The 14635-nt window shown below is 65.0% G+C and carries 10 protein-coding genes; 6 read left to right on the top strand and 4 right to left on the bottom strand.

Going from position 1 to position 14635, the window contains the following annotated elements:
* Positions 1 to 36: 36 nt before the first annotated feature.
* The 3 genes from C2H86_RS23385 to C2H86_RS23375 form a co-directional block, all read right to left on the bottom strand.
* On the bottom strand, positions 37 to 1008 hold the full coding sequence (locus C2H86_RS23385) for a biotin-dependent carboxyltransferase family protein (RefSeq protein ID WP_159410051.1): 972 nt from the start codon (positions 1006 to 1008) through the stop codon (positions 37 to 39).
* Positions 1005 to 1880 (bottom strand): 5-oxoprolinase subunit B family protein, encoded by an 876-nt coding sequence (locus tag C2H86_RS23380; protein ID WP_159410050.1) that lies wholly within the window; start codon positions 1878 to 1880, stop codon positions 1005 to 1007. Before C2H86_RS23380 ends, C2H86_RS23385 begins: the two co-directional genes overlap by 4 nt.
* Positions 1881 to 1973: 93 nt before the next feature.
* A complete protein-coding gene (locus C2H86_RS23375; protein ID WP_159410049.1) occupies positions 1974 to 2732 on the bottom strand; it encodes a 5-oxoprolinase subunit PxpA in 759 nt (252 codons plus the stop codon).
* Positions 2733 to 2848: 116 nt separating this feature from the next.
* Here C2H86_RS23375 and C2H86_RS23370 point away from each other — a divergent pair, with 116 nt between their 5' ends.
* The 4 genes from C2H86_RS23370 to C2H86_RS23355 all read left to right on the top strand — a co-directional run bounded on the left by C2H86_RS23370 (position 2849) and on the right by C2H86_RS23355 (position 10148).
* Positions 2849 to 3766, top strand: a complete 918-nt coding sequence (locus C2H86_RS23370) for a LysR family transcriptional regulator (RefSeq protein ID WP_159410048.1) — start codon at positions 2849 to 2851, stop codon at positions 3764 to 3766.
* A gap of 441 nt (positions 3767 to 4207) precedes the next feature.
* Positions 4208 to 6274, top strand: coding sequence for a maltose alpha-D-glucosyltransferase (gene treS, locus C2H86_RS23365; RefSeq protein WP_159410047.1), 2067 nt, complete (start codon positions 4208 to 4210; stop codon positions 6272 to 6274).
* An 89-nt stretch (positions 6275 to 6363) separates the two neighbouring features.
* Entirely contained in the window at positions 6364 to 9348 is a 2985-nt protein-coding gene (locus C2H86_RS23360) for an autotransporter outer membrane beta-barrel domain-containing protein (RefSeq protein ID WP_159410046.1), read from the top strand.
* Between the two features lie 173 nt (positions 9349 to 9521).
* Positions 9522 to 10148, top strand: a complete 627-nt coding sequence (locus tag C2H86_RS23355) for a riboflavin synthase subunit alpha (protein WP_159410045.1) — start codon at positions 9522 to 9524, stop codon at positions 10146 to 10148.
* A gap of 9 nt (positions 10149 to 10157) precedes the next feature.
* Here C2H86_RS23355 and proP read toward each other — a convergent pair whose 3' ends face one another.
* On the bottom strand, positions 10158 to 11660 hold the full coding sequence (gene proP, locus C2H86_RS23350) for a glycine betaine/L-proline transporter ProP (protein WP_159410044.1): 1503 nt from the start codon (positions 11658 to 11660) through the stop codon (positions 10158 to 10160).
* Positions 11661 to 11884: 224 nt separating this feature from the next.
* Between proP and C2H86_RS23345 the strand changes: the two genes are divergently transcribed.
* Both C2H86_RS23345 and C2H86_RS23340 read left to right on the top strand, forming a co-directional pair.
* Positions 11885 to 13204 carry an NAD(P)/FAD-dependent oxidoreductase gene (locus C2H86_RS23345; RefSeq protein WP_159410043.1) on the top strand — a complete coding sequence of 440 codons (1320 nt, stop codon included), beginning with the start codon at positions 11885 to 11887 and terminating at the stop codon, positions 13202 to 13204.
* A gap of 64 nt (positions 13205 to 13268) precedes the next feature.
* Positions 13269 to 14603 carry an MFS transporter gene (locus tag C2H86_RS23340; protein WP_159410042.1) on the top strand — a complete coding sequence of 445 codons (1335 nt, stop codon included), beginning with the start codon at positions 13269 to 13271 and terminating at the stop codon, positions 14601 to 14603.
* Positions 14604 to 14635: the final 32 nt, after the last annotated feature.

Here is a 14635-nt window from a genome sequence, read left to right as displayed (position 1 = left end):
TGCCCGCGAAGAGGCCGGCACAGGCTGTTGCTTCAATCAGCCAAACAACCTGGCAAGGCAGCCCAGCTTCTTCTTGTAAGAGCGCCGGGCCGCCAGTGCATCCTCCAGGCTCACCGCCAAAAACCGCGCCTGCTGGTTCGGCTGCATCTGCCCGATCAGGTCCAGGTCGGCACTGATCACTGTGCCGATCATCGCGTAGCCACCACCCGACACCGCATCCCGGTGCAGGATGATCGGCTCCAGCCCCGCCGGCACCTGGATCGAGCCGATCGGGTAGCAGCTGTCGACGATATTCGAGGGGTCCGACCCCGCGCCAAACGGCTGCTCACGCGGCTGGAAGCTCAGCGCACCGCCGCCCTTGTAGCGATAGCCGATGCGGTCGGCCTCTGAACCGACGGTCCAGGCATCGGTGAAAAAGCTTTTCGCCGCCGCCTCGGTCAAGCGGTGGAAGTACAACCCCGGCACCACCCGCAGCACCACTTCGCCGCCCAGCGACTGGCGCAAGGCCATGGGCAGACTGGCCCCGGCGCGGCTCTTGCCACTCGGCACGCCGACCGGCAACAGGTCACCGGCTACCAGCTTGCGCCCCTGCAAGCCGCCCAGCGCGCCCAACGCATAGGTCGAGCGGCTGCCAAGCACCTCGGGGACATCAATGCCGCCCGCCACGGCCAGGTACGCCCGCGCGCCCGCCGTAGGGAAGCCGAAGCGCAGTACCTGCCCGGCACGCACCGCGAAGGCGGTGTCCGGGCGCTGTTCACGGCCATCGAGCAACACCGGCATCTGCGCACCGCACACCGCCACCAGCGCGTCATGCTGGAACTCCAGTTCCGGCCCCACCAACGTGCATTCCAGGCCCGCCGCACCCGCGGGGTTACCGACCAGGTGGTTGGCGGCCTGCAAGGCATACTGGTCCAGCGCACCGGAAGGCGGGATGCCCAGGTGGTAATAGCCTTCGCGGCCCATGTCCTGCACCGAGGTGGCCAACCCGGGTTTGATGACCTTGATCATGCCAGCGCCTCCTGCAGCGATTTGGGGTAGCCGACCGGGTCGGCGAGGAATGCATCCAGGGAAAACTCCACCGGGCGGATACGCAGGTCGAAGCGCCCCTCTTCGACATCCGCCACGGCCTGGTCATAGGCCTGCCGGTCGATGGGCTTGAACTGGACGATATCGCCGGGGCGGAAGAACACCATGTGTTCCTTCAGGTAAGCCAGCGACTGCTGCGGGTCGTAGATCGGTGCCGGGGTCACGCCGAACATCTGGTAGCCCCCTGCCCCGCGCACCGAGTAGATGCAGCCGAAGCAGCCACCATGGCCGAGGGTCAGCTTGGGCGTGTCGGTGCGGGGGCGCAGGTACTTGGGCACCTGCAACTGCCGCTCGCGCTCGACCATTTGGAACATGAACGGCAAGCCGGCGACGAAGCCGACCATCGACACGAACCATGGCGCGCCACTGTGCGCGGCAATGAACGCCTCGACGTCGGCCAGGCCGTTGATGCGGGCGGCGTACTCCAGGTCGGTGCTGTCGGGGTCCTGGTGGCGGTCACGGAAACGCATGAGCGTTTCGTGGGTCCAGGGGTCGTTGTACAGCACCGGAATCTCGATGATCCGCGTGCTCAACGACCGCTCGGACACCGCCTCGGCCTCGGCGCCACGCACGGCTTCGAGCAGCGCCTCGGGGGCGATGCGGTCCGGGTCGAAGCGGATCTGGAACGAGGCATTGGCCAGGCATATGTCGAGCACGCCCTCCAGCGCCAGGCGCTCCACCGCACGGGTCACCGCCATGCCCTTGAAGAAGGCCTCCAGCGACATGCTGTCGCTGACTTCGGCGAACAGGTGCTCGTCGGCACCGAAGCTGTAGCGGATGGGAGTACTGGCCATGTCTGCTCCTTTTTTGGAATCTTTATCGAACGGCAGGCAAAACAAAACAGGTGCAACCGGCTGCGGCGACTTCGCGCCAGCAGTCGTCGAAACTCAGCGCGGTGCACGCACCTCGATGCCGGCGGCGTCCAGCGCGGCACGCGTGGCCTCGACCAGGTCGAGCGCGCCCGGGGTGTCACTGTGCAGGCAGATGGAATCGAATTCGATCGCCAGGTCCTGGCCTTCCACAGTGCGCACCACACCCTCCTGGCAGGCCCGCAGCACCCGCTCGGCGACCCGTTGCGGCTGGTAACCACGCACATGGCGGGTGAACACGATGGAGCCACTCAGATCGTACTCGCGGTCGGCGTAGAACTCGCGTACCACCGGTTGGCCGAGGTCCTGGGCAATGCGGCAGATCACCGAGCCGGGCATGCAATACAGCAACAGCTCGGGTTCGATCACCCGCAGGTTTTCCACAAGCAGGCGTGCGGCCTCTTCATCACGGGCCAGGTGCATGTACAGCGCACCATGGGGCTTGATGTGCTGCAGCCTGACGCCCTGCGCCCGGGCAATCTCGCGCAACGCACCGAGCTGGTAGAGGATGTCGTCGACCAGCTCCTGGGCCGGGGCATTGATGTGGCGGCGGCCGAAGCCGACCAGGTCGCGGAAACCGGGGTGAGCCCCCACGCCCACGCCCAGCGCCTTGGCCCGCTCGACGGTGCGGCGCATGGTGCCGGGGTCGCCGGCATGGAAGCCGGTGGCGATGTTGGCCGAGCTGATGAAGGCCATCAGTTCGTGGTCGACGCCATCGCCGATGGTCCAGGGGCCGAAGCCCTCGCCCATGTCAGAGTTGAAATCCACTGCGCGCATCGCTGTTCTCCTGGCTTGTGACGGCATGCAAGCCACGTTAGATTCTCCCGACCCCCTTGGGAAGATCTATAAACAGATAGGGTGTCTTCTGAAAATCAGATACCCAGGAGCCCACTGTGTCACTGACCCTGCGCCAGGTTCGCTATTTTGTCGCCACCGCCGAGATCGGCCAGATCTCCCAGGCGGCGATTCACCTCAATATTTCCCAGTCGGCGGTGACCACCGCGATCAAGGAACTGGAGGCGATGCTGGGGGTGCTGCTGTTCCAGCGCTCGGCCCAGGGCATGAGCCTGACCGAAGCCGGCCGGCACTTCCTCAACCGCGCCTATGTGATCCTGCGCAGCGTCGACGATGCCCTGAACAGCCCGCTGCCCGATGTGCGCGCCAGCGGCCTGCTGCGCCTGGCGGCGAGCTACACGGTGATCGGCTACTTCCTGCCGCACCACTTGCAGCGCCTGGAGCACTGGCATCCGGACGTGACCCTGCAAGTGCATGAACAGGAGCGCAGCGCCATCGAGCAGGGGCTGCTGGAAGGCCGTTTCGACATGGCAGTGGTGCTCACCGCCAACCTCACCCACCCCGATATCGTCTCGGAAACCCTGTTCAACTCAGAGCGCCGGCTATGGCTGCCCGGTCATCATCCGTTATGCGAACGTTCGGCGGTGAGCCTGGCCGACGTGGCCCGGGAGCCGTACATCCTGCTCACCGTGGACGAGGCCGAACAAAGCGCCATGCGTTACTGGCAGCAGGCCGGGCAACGGCCGAATGTGCGGGTACGCACCAGCTCGGTGGAGGCCGTGCGCAGCATGGTCGCCAACGGCAGTGGTGTGGCGATCCTCTCCGACCTGGTGCACCGCCCCTGGTCGCTTGAAGGCAAGCGCATCGAAACGGTGACCATCACTGACCCGGTGACACCGATGAGCGTCGGCCTCGCCTGGCACCGCGAGCGCGCCTTCAGCCCGGCGATGCAGGCGCTGCGCACCTACTTCCATGATGCCTTCCTGGCACCGCAGCAACTCTCGGCCCGGCGCTGAATTCGATACCCGTGTGAGCGCCCTATGGGAGCGGTTGTGGGAGCTGTTGTGGGAGCGGCCTTGCTGGTGCTGCTGCTCGGCCACCCACGCCTGCGCCATGCTTCGCGCTTGTGACACCCGAGCACCTGTCATGGGATCGCATGAGGGCCGCAGGTGCATGACGGCAGCTTTGCAGCGCTCTCAAGATCGAGCGCCGCCCGCGCGGCGCATCGCGGATAAATCCGCTCCTACAGTTTGTTTCGGGCCAATCTCTCCTGTGCCGCCAACAGGGGCCGCCTTGGTGCATGCCTGAAGTCAGGTGAGGGGCCATCGATGCTCACCTTGAAATCCCGCCATGGAGTGAGATTACCCGCGAAATAGCCATCGCTATTCTCAGCCGAACGATCCGCCCGCGATGCCGTCATAACTTGGGCCGGTGCCGCCACGCAAAGAGGACGCGAAATGACCCAGCCCGACCCGTCTTACCTCAAATGGCTTGAAGACCGCTCGATGCTCAAGGCCTCGCAGGAGCGCGCCAAGCTGTACTCCGGCCAGTCACGCCTGTGGCAGAACCCCTACGCCGAAGCCCAGCCACGCCGGGCCACCGAGATTGCCTCGGTGTGGCTGACGGTCTACCCCGACGCGATCATCGCCCCCGAAGGCTGCTCGGTACTGTCTGCCCTCGGCCACGAAACGCTGTGGAAGCGCCTGTCGGAGATCGGTGTACAAGGCATCCACACTGGCCCGATCAAGCAATCTGGCGGTGTGCGCGGACGTGATTTCACCCCCAGCATCGACGGCAACTTCGACCGCATCAGCTTCGACATCGACCCGCTCTACGGCAACGAGCAGGAGCTGGTGCAGATGAGCCGCATGGCCGCCGCGCACAATGCCGTGACCATTGACGACCTGATCCCCTCGCACACCGGCAAGGGCGCCGACTTCCGCCTGGCCGAACTGGCTTATGGCGCCTATCCCGGGCTCTTCCACATGGTCGAGATCCGCGAGGAGGACTGGCCGCTGCTGCCCGACGTGCCCGAGGGCCGCGATGCGGTCAACCTGGCACCGGCGCTGTGCGATGAACTCAAGCTGCGCCACTACATCGTCGGCCAGCTGCAGCGGGTGATTTTCTTCGAGCCCGGGGTCAAGGAAACCGACTGGAGCGCCACCGCACCGATCACCGGGGTCGATGGCAAGACCCGACGCTGGGTGTACCTGCACTACTTCAAGGACGGCCAGCCGTCACTGAACTGGCTCGACCCCAGCTTCGCCGCTCAGCAGATGATCATCGGCGACGCCCTGCACGCGCTGGACTGCCTGGGCGCCCGCGGCCTGCGCCTGGATGCCAACGGCTTTCTCGGCGTGGAGACCCGCGCCAGCGGCAGTGCCTGGTCGGAAAGCCATCCGCTGTCGATCGTCGGCAACCAGCTGATTGGCGGCATGATCCGCAAGGCCGGTGGCTTCAGCTTCCAGGAGCTCAACCTGACCCTCGACGACATCGCGCAGATGTCCAAGGGCGGTGCCGACCTGTCCTACGATTTCATCACCCGCCCCGCCTGCCAGCATGCCTTGCTGACCGGCGACACCGAATTCCTGCGCCTGATGCTCAAGGAGATGCACGCCTTCGGCATCGACCCGGCGTCGTTGATCCACGCCCTGCAGAACCACGATGAACTGACCGTCGAGCTGGTGCACTTCTGGACCCTGCACGCCCACGACATGTACCTGTACAAGGGCCAGACCCTGCCCGGCGGTATTCTGCGCGAGCACATCCGCGAAGAGATCTACGAACGCCTGTCGGGTGAGCATGCGCCGTACAACCTGCGCTTCGTCACCAACGGCATCGCCTGCACCACCGCCAGCCTGATCACCGCGGCGCTGGGCATTCGTGACCTCGAACAGCTCAGCCCGGCAGATATCGCGCTGATCCAGAAGGTGCACCTGCTGCTGGTGATGTACAACGCCATGCAACCGGGCGTGGTCGCGCTGTCCGGGTGGGACCTGGTCGGTGCGTTGCCGTTGCCGGCCGAGGCGGTGGCCGAGCGCATGCTCGACGGCGATACTCGCTGGATCCACCGGGGCGGCTACGACCTGGCCGGGCTCGACCCGCAGGCACAAGCCTCGGTGCGCGGCATGCCCCGTGCCCGCTCGCTGTACGGCAGCCTCGACAGCCAGCTGGATAACCCTGAGTCGTTCGCCAGCCAGGTGAAGAAGCTGCTGGCCGTGCGTCAGGCCTATGGCATCGCCACCAGCCGCCAGGTGCTGGTGCCCGAGGTCAGCAGCCCGGGCCTGCTGGTGATGGTGCATGAGCTGCCAGCCGGGCGTGGCATCCAGATCAGTGCCTTGAACTTCGGCCATGAGGTAATCGCCGAGCAACTGCAATTGACCGGCTTTAGCCCGGGGCCGGTGGTGGACATGATCAACGAGACGGTCGAAGGCGACCTGACCGAAGATGGCCGACTGACCGTCAATCTCGACCCTTACGAGGCGCTGTGTCTGCGCATCGTCAACAGCAGCGGGCATGTCTGATTGGCGATAAAAACAGTCGGGTATTCAATAAAATCGTAATATCGAATGGCCATATTGGGCGGCCCTGAACAAGCACTCATGGACGCCCAATGCATTTCACGCCCAATCGCCTGGCCCTGTGCGTCGCACTGGCCTGTGCCGCCTTCGCCCCCGCCGCCTTTTCCAAGGACTACCTGATCGACAGCGCCAGCACCGATACCCTGGAGCTGAAAAAGGCCGACACCCTCAAGGTAACCGCCAATGGCAGCATCGTGGCCAGCGACGACGACGGCGTGATCCTGCCCAAGCACACCAGCGGCGCCACCCTCACCGTCGATAACGCCGGTATCATCCGCTCCACCGATGGCCGCGGTATCGACACCAAGGACGCGGGTGAAGACCTCAGCCACTATGTGATCACCAACCAGGCCGGTGCGCTGATCCAGGGTACCAACGACGGCCTGCGCTTCCAGACCAACCCTGCAGCGGGTGGCAGCCTGAGCATCGTCAACGCCGGCACCATCGAGTCCACCGTCGAAGGCCAGGCCATCGACCTGGAAACCCTGAACAACCCGGCCTTCACCACCACCCTGGTGAACCAGGCCAGCGGCGTGATCCACGCGGTCGGCAACGATGCGATCAAGACCGGCTCCAACGCCACCATCACCAACTACGGGCTGATCTACACCGACACTGCGCCGCAGGACAAGAACGGCCTCGACCAGAAGTGGGATGGCATCAAGATCGGCACCTCCACCGGCGTCACGGTGTACAACTACGGCATCATCAGCGCCGACCGCCATGGCATCGACCTGAAAAGCGACGCCACTCTCTACAACTATGCCGGAGCCAGTGTCACCGGGCGCAACGGCTCGGGCTTTGGCTCCGACGGCAGCGGCACGGTATACAACTGGGGCACCATCACCGGCGCCATCGCCGACGGCAAGATCAACGGTGACGGCGACGGGGTCGACATCGACAACATCGGCTATGTGTACAACGCCGGTACCATCCAGGGCCTGGGCGCCAAGGGCGTGGACAGCGGCGGCCGGCCCAACGGCAGCGAAGGCATCGCCATGGGTGGCGGCACCGTGATCAACACCAGCAGCGGGGTGATCCGCAGTGTCGATAACGGCATCCTGGTCGACGACGGCGCCGAAGGCTCCGGTGTGGCCGCGACCCACATTACCAACGCCGGCCGCATCGAAGGCGAAAACGGCTTCGGCATCAAGCTGATCGGCGACTTCGCCGACACCGTGATCAACAGCGGCACCATCAGCGGCGGCAATGGCCTGGCGCTGAGCATGGGCGCGGGCAACGACGGCCTGGTGGTGGAGACCGGCGGCGTGTTCAACGGCCGGGTCGATGGTGGCGATGGCGTCGACAGCGTGACCCTGAACGGCACCGGCAGCTTCGGCAACAGCGCCAACTTCGAAACGCTCAAGGTCAGCGGCGGCAGCTGGACGCTGACCAGCCTCGACGACTTCAGCCAGGGCGGTGTGGTGACCGCTGGCGCTACCTTGATCAACCAGGGCAGTATCCTCGGTGAAATGCTCATCGAACAGGGCGCTACCTATGCCGGTGGCGGTTCGGTCGGTGGCCTGCAAGTGAACGGCACCCTGCTGACCAATACCGGCCTGGGCGTGGCGACAATCGCGAGTGACCTGAGCTTTGGCCAAGGCTCGACCCTGGTCTACGGTGTCAACGCCGATGGCAGCAGCGCCCCGCTCAGCGTCAGTGGTACGGCAAGCCTCGACGGCGCCACCCTGCGCGTACAGCCTAGCGCCGGCGAATACCCGTGGCAGAGCCACTACACCGTGCTGACCGCAGGCTCGGTCGATGGCCGCTTCGGCCAGGTCACCAGCGACTATGCCTTCCTCACCCCGACCCTGAGCTACAGCAGCACCTCGGTAGGCCTGGACTACACCCGCAATGACGTCGCCTTCGAGCACTACGCGCAGTCCGGCAATGGCGCGGGGGCCGCACGCAGCCTGGCCAGCCTTGGGCAGAACAGCAACCTGTACAACGCCGTGCTCGGCACCACCACGGCCGGTGCTGGCAGCGCCATCGAGCAACTGTCCGGCAGCAATACCGCCAACCTGGCGGCCGCCACGATGGCTGGCGCCAGCCAGGTTGGCAGCTCCATGCTGGGCGCCATGCAGGCCATGGGCAGCTCAGGCGCCCTGCTGGTGGGCATGAACGACGAGGACGGCCCTGCCCTGGCCGCCACTGGCGTGCCACGCGAAGCGCGCAACCTCAATGACCCGAACGCTCAAGGGCGGGTCTGGGCGCAGGCGCTGGGCAGCTACGGCAAGGTCGATGGCAGCCACGGCGCAAGCGCATTGGAACAACGCACCGGCGGTGGCGTGCTGGGGGTGGACTGGGCGCTCGGCGGCGACTGGCGCCTGGGTGTGCTGGGTGGATATTCGCGCACGCGCCTGGACAGCACCGGCCTGGACGGCACCGTGCGCAGCTGGCACGTCGGCGTGTACGCCCAGCACCAGAGTGGCCCGCTGGCCGTGCGCCTGGGCGCGGCCTACAGCAGCCATGACGGCGACAGCAAGCGTGACGTGGCCTTCAGCGGCTTCAACGAACGCCTCAAGGGTGACTACGATGCCGACAGCCAGCAGGCTTTCGTCGAGCTGGGCTATGCCATGGGCAGCGGCCGCCTGAGCACCGAGCCGTTCGCCAACCTCGGCTACCAGCGCTACCACCGTGACAGCTACCGCGAGCAAGGCGGTGACGCGGCTCTTGCGGTGGATACCGATACCCAGGACAACTTCAGCAGCACCTTCGGCGTGCGCCTGGCGCACCTGGGGCAGCTGGACAACGGCATGAGCCTGACGCCACGGGCGACCCTGGGCTGGCGCCACACCTACGGCAGCATCGATACCCGCACGCGCCAGGCGTTCATTGCCGGGGGGGATGCGTTCAGTGTCGAAGGCAGTGCGATCGACCGCGACAGTTTGCTGATCGAGGCCGGGCTGGATCTGGGGTTGAGTGCGCGGCAGAGCATTGGCGTGGGGTATAGCGGGGAGCTGGGCAGCAATAGTCGCAACCATGCGGTTGTCGGGCAGTGGCAGTTGAAGTTCTAGAGCTTCACTGCCTGATCCGGCCTCTTCGCGGGGCAAGCCCGCTCCTACAGGGCAACGCGACCTCCTGTAGGAGCGGGCTTGCCCCGCGAAGAGGCCGGTACAGGCAGCTTGCATTTACGGCGCCACGGGCATAGTTTCCTGATGTTTTCCTATCTGTGCCCAGGAGCAACTCCATGTACACCGGCATCGTCCAAGCCGTCCGCCCTCTCCTTGATGTGACCACCTACCCGGGCCACAACCAGTTCACCATCGACCTCACCCCGGAACTGCTCGATGAGCTGAAGATCGGTGCCAGTGTCAGTGTCGAGGGCACCTGCCTCTCGGTTACGGAAATCAACGGCACCCAGGTGAAGTTCGACGCCATGACCGCCACCCTCGAACGCACCAACCTGCGCTGCTTCAAGGCTGGCCAGGGCGTGAACATCGAGCGTTCGGCGAAAATGAACGCCGAAGTCGGCGGCCACCTGATGGCCGGCCACATCGCCACCACCGCCGAGGTGGTCGAACTGTCGATCAAGGAAACTGGCGCCTTCATCACCTTCCGCATGCCCCCGCAATGGGGCAAGTACGTGTTTCCACGGGGTTTCATCGGGGTCAACGGCTGCAGCCTGACCGTCGCCGATGTCGAGGACAACGTGGTGACCATCAACCTGATCCCGGAAACCCTGCGCCAGACCACCTTCGCCCGCTACCAGGCCGGCGAGTTGCTGAACATCGAGGTGGACCACCAGACCATGGTGCTGGTGGACGTGGTAGAGCGCACCATCAAGGCTACCCTGGCCCGCGAACTACCGCGCTGAGGCGACCCCTCACTCGATGCGCGGGTGCTGCTGCACCAGCAACTGGCGCTTGGCCTCGAGCTCGGCAATCTGCGCGTCGATGTCTTCGATCTTCTGCTCGATGTTGTCGTGGTGCTCCTGCAGCAGTTCGCGCGCTTCTTCGATGTCCGACGCGGCGGGCGCTGCGCCACGCAGCGGCTTGTTGGCGGTTTCCTTCATGGTCAGGCCGGTGACCAGGCCGATCACGGCAATCACCATCAGGTAGTACGCCGGCATGTACAGGTTGCCGCTGCTTTCCACCAGCCAGGCGGCGAGGGTCGGGGTCAGGCCGGCGATCAGTACCGAGATGTTGAAGGCGCTGGCGAGGGCGCTGTAGCGGATGTGCGTGGGGAACATCGCCGGCAAGGTCGAGGCCATCACGCCGATGAAGAAGTTCAGCAGCACGGCGATGATCAGCAGGCCGGAGAAGATCAGCCCAAGCGCGCCGCTGTTGATCAGCATGAACGCCGGAATGGCCAGGGCGAACAGCCCGACACTGCCCACCACGATGAACGGGCGGCGGCCGAACTTGTCGCTCATCAAGCCGATGATCGGCTGCACGAACAGCATGCCGACCATGATCGCGATGATGATCAGCACCCCGTGGTCTTCGCTGTAGTGCAGGTTGTGTGACAGGTAGCTGGGCATGTAGGTGAGCAGCATGTAGTAGGTGACGTTGGTGGCGATCACCACGCCGATACAGGTCACCAGGCTGCGCCAGTGCTGGGTGGCGACCTCCTTGAACGACACCTTCGGGCCCGAGGCCAGGCCCTCGCGGTCACCCTGTTCGAGCTTGTCCACGTGCTGCTGGAACGCCGGGGTCTCCTCCAGCGCGTGGCGCAGATAAAGGCCGATGATGCCCAGCGGCAAGGCCAGGAAGAACGGCAGGCGCCAGCCCCATTCGAGGAACTTCTCTTCGCCGATGACGGTGTTGATCAGCACCACCACACCCGCCCCCAGCACGAAGCCGGCAATCGAGCCAAAGTCCAGCCAGCTGCCGAGGAAGCCGCGCTTGCGGTCCGGGGCGTACTCGGCGACGAAGATCGATGCCCCGGTGTACTCCCCGCCCACCGAGAAACCCTGGGCCATCTTCGCCAGCAACAGCAGGATCGGCGCCCAGATGCCGATCGAGGCGTAGGACGGTATCAAGCCGATGGCGAAGGTGCTCAGCGACATGATCACGATGGTCGCGGCGAGGATTTTCTGCCGCCCGAAACGGTCGCCCAGGGCGCCGAAGAACAGCCCGCCCAGCGGGCGGATCAGGAACGGTACCGAGAACGTGGCCAGCGCCGCGATCATCTGCACGCTGGGGTCGGCGTTGGGGAAGAACACCTTGCCCAGGGCGAAGGCGACGAAGCCGTACACGCCGAAGTCGAACCATTCCATGGCGTTGCCCAGTGCAGCGGCGGTGATCGCCTTACGCATCTTGGCGTCGTCGACGATGGTGATGTCCTTGAGGCCGATCGGCTGGACGCTTTTCTTGCGAGATTTCATTCCTGTATCCCTGTCGCTGAAGGCTCTAAGGGATCAGATACAACGGGACACTAAATAATTCAGCACTCACTGATTTTTTCTCGACATGAACAATCCACAACCGGAAAGACGAATAGTAGACAAATTGTATTATTGAGATAGACAATGACAAAATGTCGCACTCGAAGGCCGGTGTGCCAACCGTGGCATGCCTGCGAGCCTGATCGTTAACCGGAGTATAAAAATTGCAAAAAGTCACTTCGCTGCCTGGCGACGACGCCCGTCCGGGCTGGTATCACACCAGCCCCAAGCGTCAGCCCCGTCCAGGCCATTCGGGTCGCAAGGAAGCACGCTGGACCATCGTCGGCGCCGGCCTGACCGGTCTGGCAGCGGCGCGCCAGATGGCGTTGAACTTCCCCAATGAAGAGATCGTGCTGGTCGAGGCCCAGGAAGTCGGCTTCGGCTCCGCGGGCCGCAACGCTGGTTTCGCCATCGATGTGCCCCACGACATCGGGGCCAAGGACTACATCGGCGATGTCACCACCGCGACCAAAATCCTGCGCCTGAACACCCTTGGCCAGGACTACCTGCGCGACATCGTCGAGCGCAACGGCATCGACTGCCAGATGTCCGACTCCGGTAAGTACCAGGCAGCCGTCGGCGCCAAGGGCATCGCCATCCTCGAGGCCTACCGCAGCGGCCTGGAGAAGATCGGCTGCAGCTCCACCCTGATCGACGAGCAGGACCTGCCCGCGCACATCGGCACCTCGTACTACAAGAAGGCCCTGCACATCCCCGGCACCCTGCTGCTGCAGCCATCGGCACTGGTCAAGGGCCTGGCCGACCACCTGCCGGCCAACGTCACCCTGTACGAAAACACCGCAATCACCTCGATCGACCAGGGCGAGCGCATCACCCTGGTGCATGCGCGCGGCAGCATCGTCACCGACAAGCTGATCCTGGCCAACAACGGCTTCGCCTCGGCCTTCGGCTTCCTCAAGGGCCGCCTGCTGCCGACCTTCCTCTACGCCAGCCTCAGCCGCCAACTGACAGAGGAAGAACAGGCCCGCCTGGGCGGCCAGCCGGTGTGGGGCGTGATCCCGGCGCATCCGTTCGGCAGCACCGTGCGACGCACCGCCGACAACCGCATCCTGATCCGCAACAGCTTCAACTTCTACCCGGACGGCCGCCCGCGTGCCAAGGCCCTGCAGCGCCACCTGCCGGCCCACCGCAAGTCGTTCGAGCGGCGCTTCCCGATGCTCGGCAACGTCGAGTTCGAATACTCCTGGAGCGGCGCGATCTGCCTGTCGGAAAACCACGAAGGCTTCTTCGGCCAGCTGGCACCGAACGTTTACGGCGCACTGTGCTGCAACGGGCTGGGCATCACCCGTGGCACCGCCACGGGCAAGCTGCTGGCCGACTGGCTGGTGGGCGAGCGCAACGAGCACATCGACTTCCTGCTGTCGTCGCCAGGGCCAAACAAAACTCCGCCGCAACCGTTCCTGTCGATCGGCGTGAACTCGGTGCTCAAGTGGGGCCAGTTCCGCGCCGGCCTGGAAGTCTGACCCAAGCGGGCCGCCAGGCCCGCATCCACACGTTCTTGCATCACCTACCGTTCAAGAGAGACTCATGCGTTCCACTGCCCCACCCGTCCTGATCGACGACGTTGAAATCAATCGCTTCCATCAACTGCTCACCCTGCGTACCGGGCTGGGCTGGGTGATGGTCGGTTACATCCTCAGCATCATCGGCGTCGCCACCCTTCCCATGTCCGCAGCCTTGCAACTGGGCGGCTTCTGGCAAGGCATGGTCGCCGCCATGGCCCTGCTCGGCGTGTTCGCCGGCGGCTTCTTCGGCGGCTGGCTGACCGACCGCATGGGCCGGCAGAAGCTGTTCTTCGTCGCCCCGGCCATCGTCCTGCTGTCGTCCATCGCCATGCTCTGGGTTCAGGACCCGCTGGCCCTGTCGTTACTGCGCCTGTGCTGCGGCCTGGCCGTCGGCATCGAATACACCGCTGCCGGCTCGCTGCTGACCGAGTTCATCCCGCAGAAATCCCGTGGCTCGCGCCTGTCGCTGCTGACCGTGCTGTGGTTCGTTGGTGCCGCGCTGGCCTACATCGCCGGCAACTTCATGCTGGCCGACGCCGGCCCCGAACAATGGCGCACGGTCATGGCCAGCCCGGCGATCATTGCCGGCCTGCTGTTGCTGGCCCGCCTGGGCACCCCGGAGTCGCCGCGCTGGCTGCTGAACAAGGGCCGCCGCCAGGAGGCCGAACAGGTGATCCGCCAGGTCTACGGCCCGGCGTTTTCGCTGCGCAACATCAGCGATGACACCGCCTCGGGCAAGGCGATGTCGTTCCTCGACGCGCTGCGCGCCGGCTACGGCAAGCGCATCTTCTTCGTAGTGATGTTCTGGGCCTGCGCGGTGATCCCGCTGTTCGCCGTGTACGCCTTCGTGCCCAAGCTGTTCCAGGCCCTGAAGCTGACCGGCAACCTGGCCGCCTACGGTTCGATGGGCATCACCCTGATCCTGGTGATCGGCTGCTGCGTCGCCACCTGGCTGATCAACTACCTGGGCCGTCGCACCATCATCATCCACAGTTTCCTGTGGTCGGGCCTGGCGCTGCTGGGCCTGGGGCTGTTCCCGGATGCCCAGGGCTGGGTGGTGCTGTCGCTGTTCGGCGCCTATGCACTGTTCATCGGCGGCGCCCAGGTGCTGGAGTTCGTCTACCCGAACGAGCTGTTCCCCACCGAGATCCGCGCCTTCGCAGTCGGCATGGGCGCCTCGCTGGCTGCCTTCAGCTCGGCCATCGGCACCTGGCTGGTACCGATCTCGCTGGAGCAGTTCGGCATTGCCAACACGATGTTCGCGGCCAGCGCGATTACCATGCTCGGCCTTGCGGTCTCGCTGGTGCTGGCACCGGAGACCAGGTCGATGAGCCTGCAGGAAGCGGCAGCGCTGTAAGCTGCCACCTTTCGCGCACAAAAAACCGCTGC

Origin of the sequence: Pseudomonas putida, from assembly GCF_009883635.2 — a bacterium.
In the GTDB taxonomy this organism is placed as follows: domain Bacteria; phylum Pseudomonadota; class Gammaproteobacteria; order Pseudomonadales; family Pseudomonadaceae; genus Aquipseudomonas; species Aquipseudomonas putida_W.
Note: the sequence above shows the minus strand (reverse complement) of the source record. Positions and strands in the feature narration are given on the sequence as shown.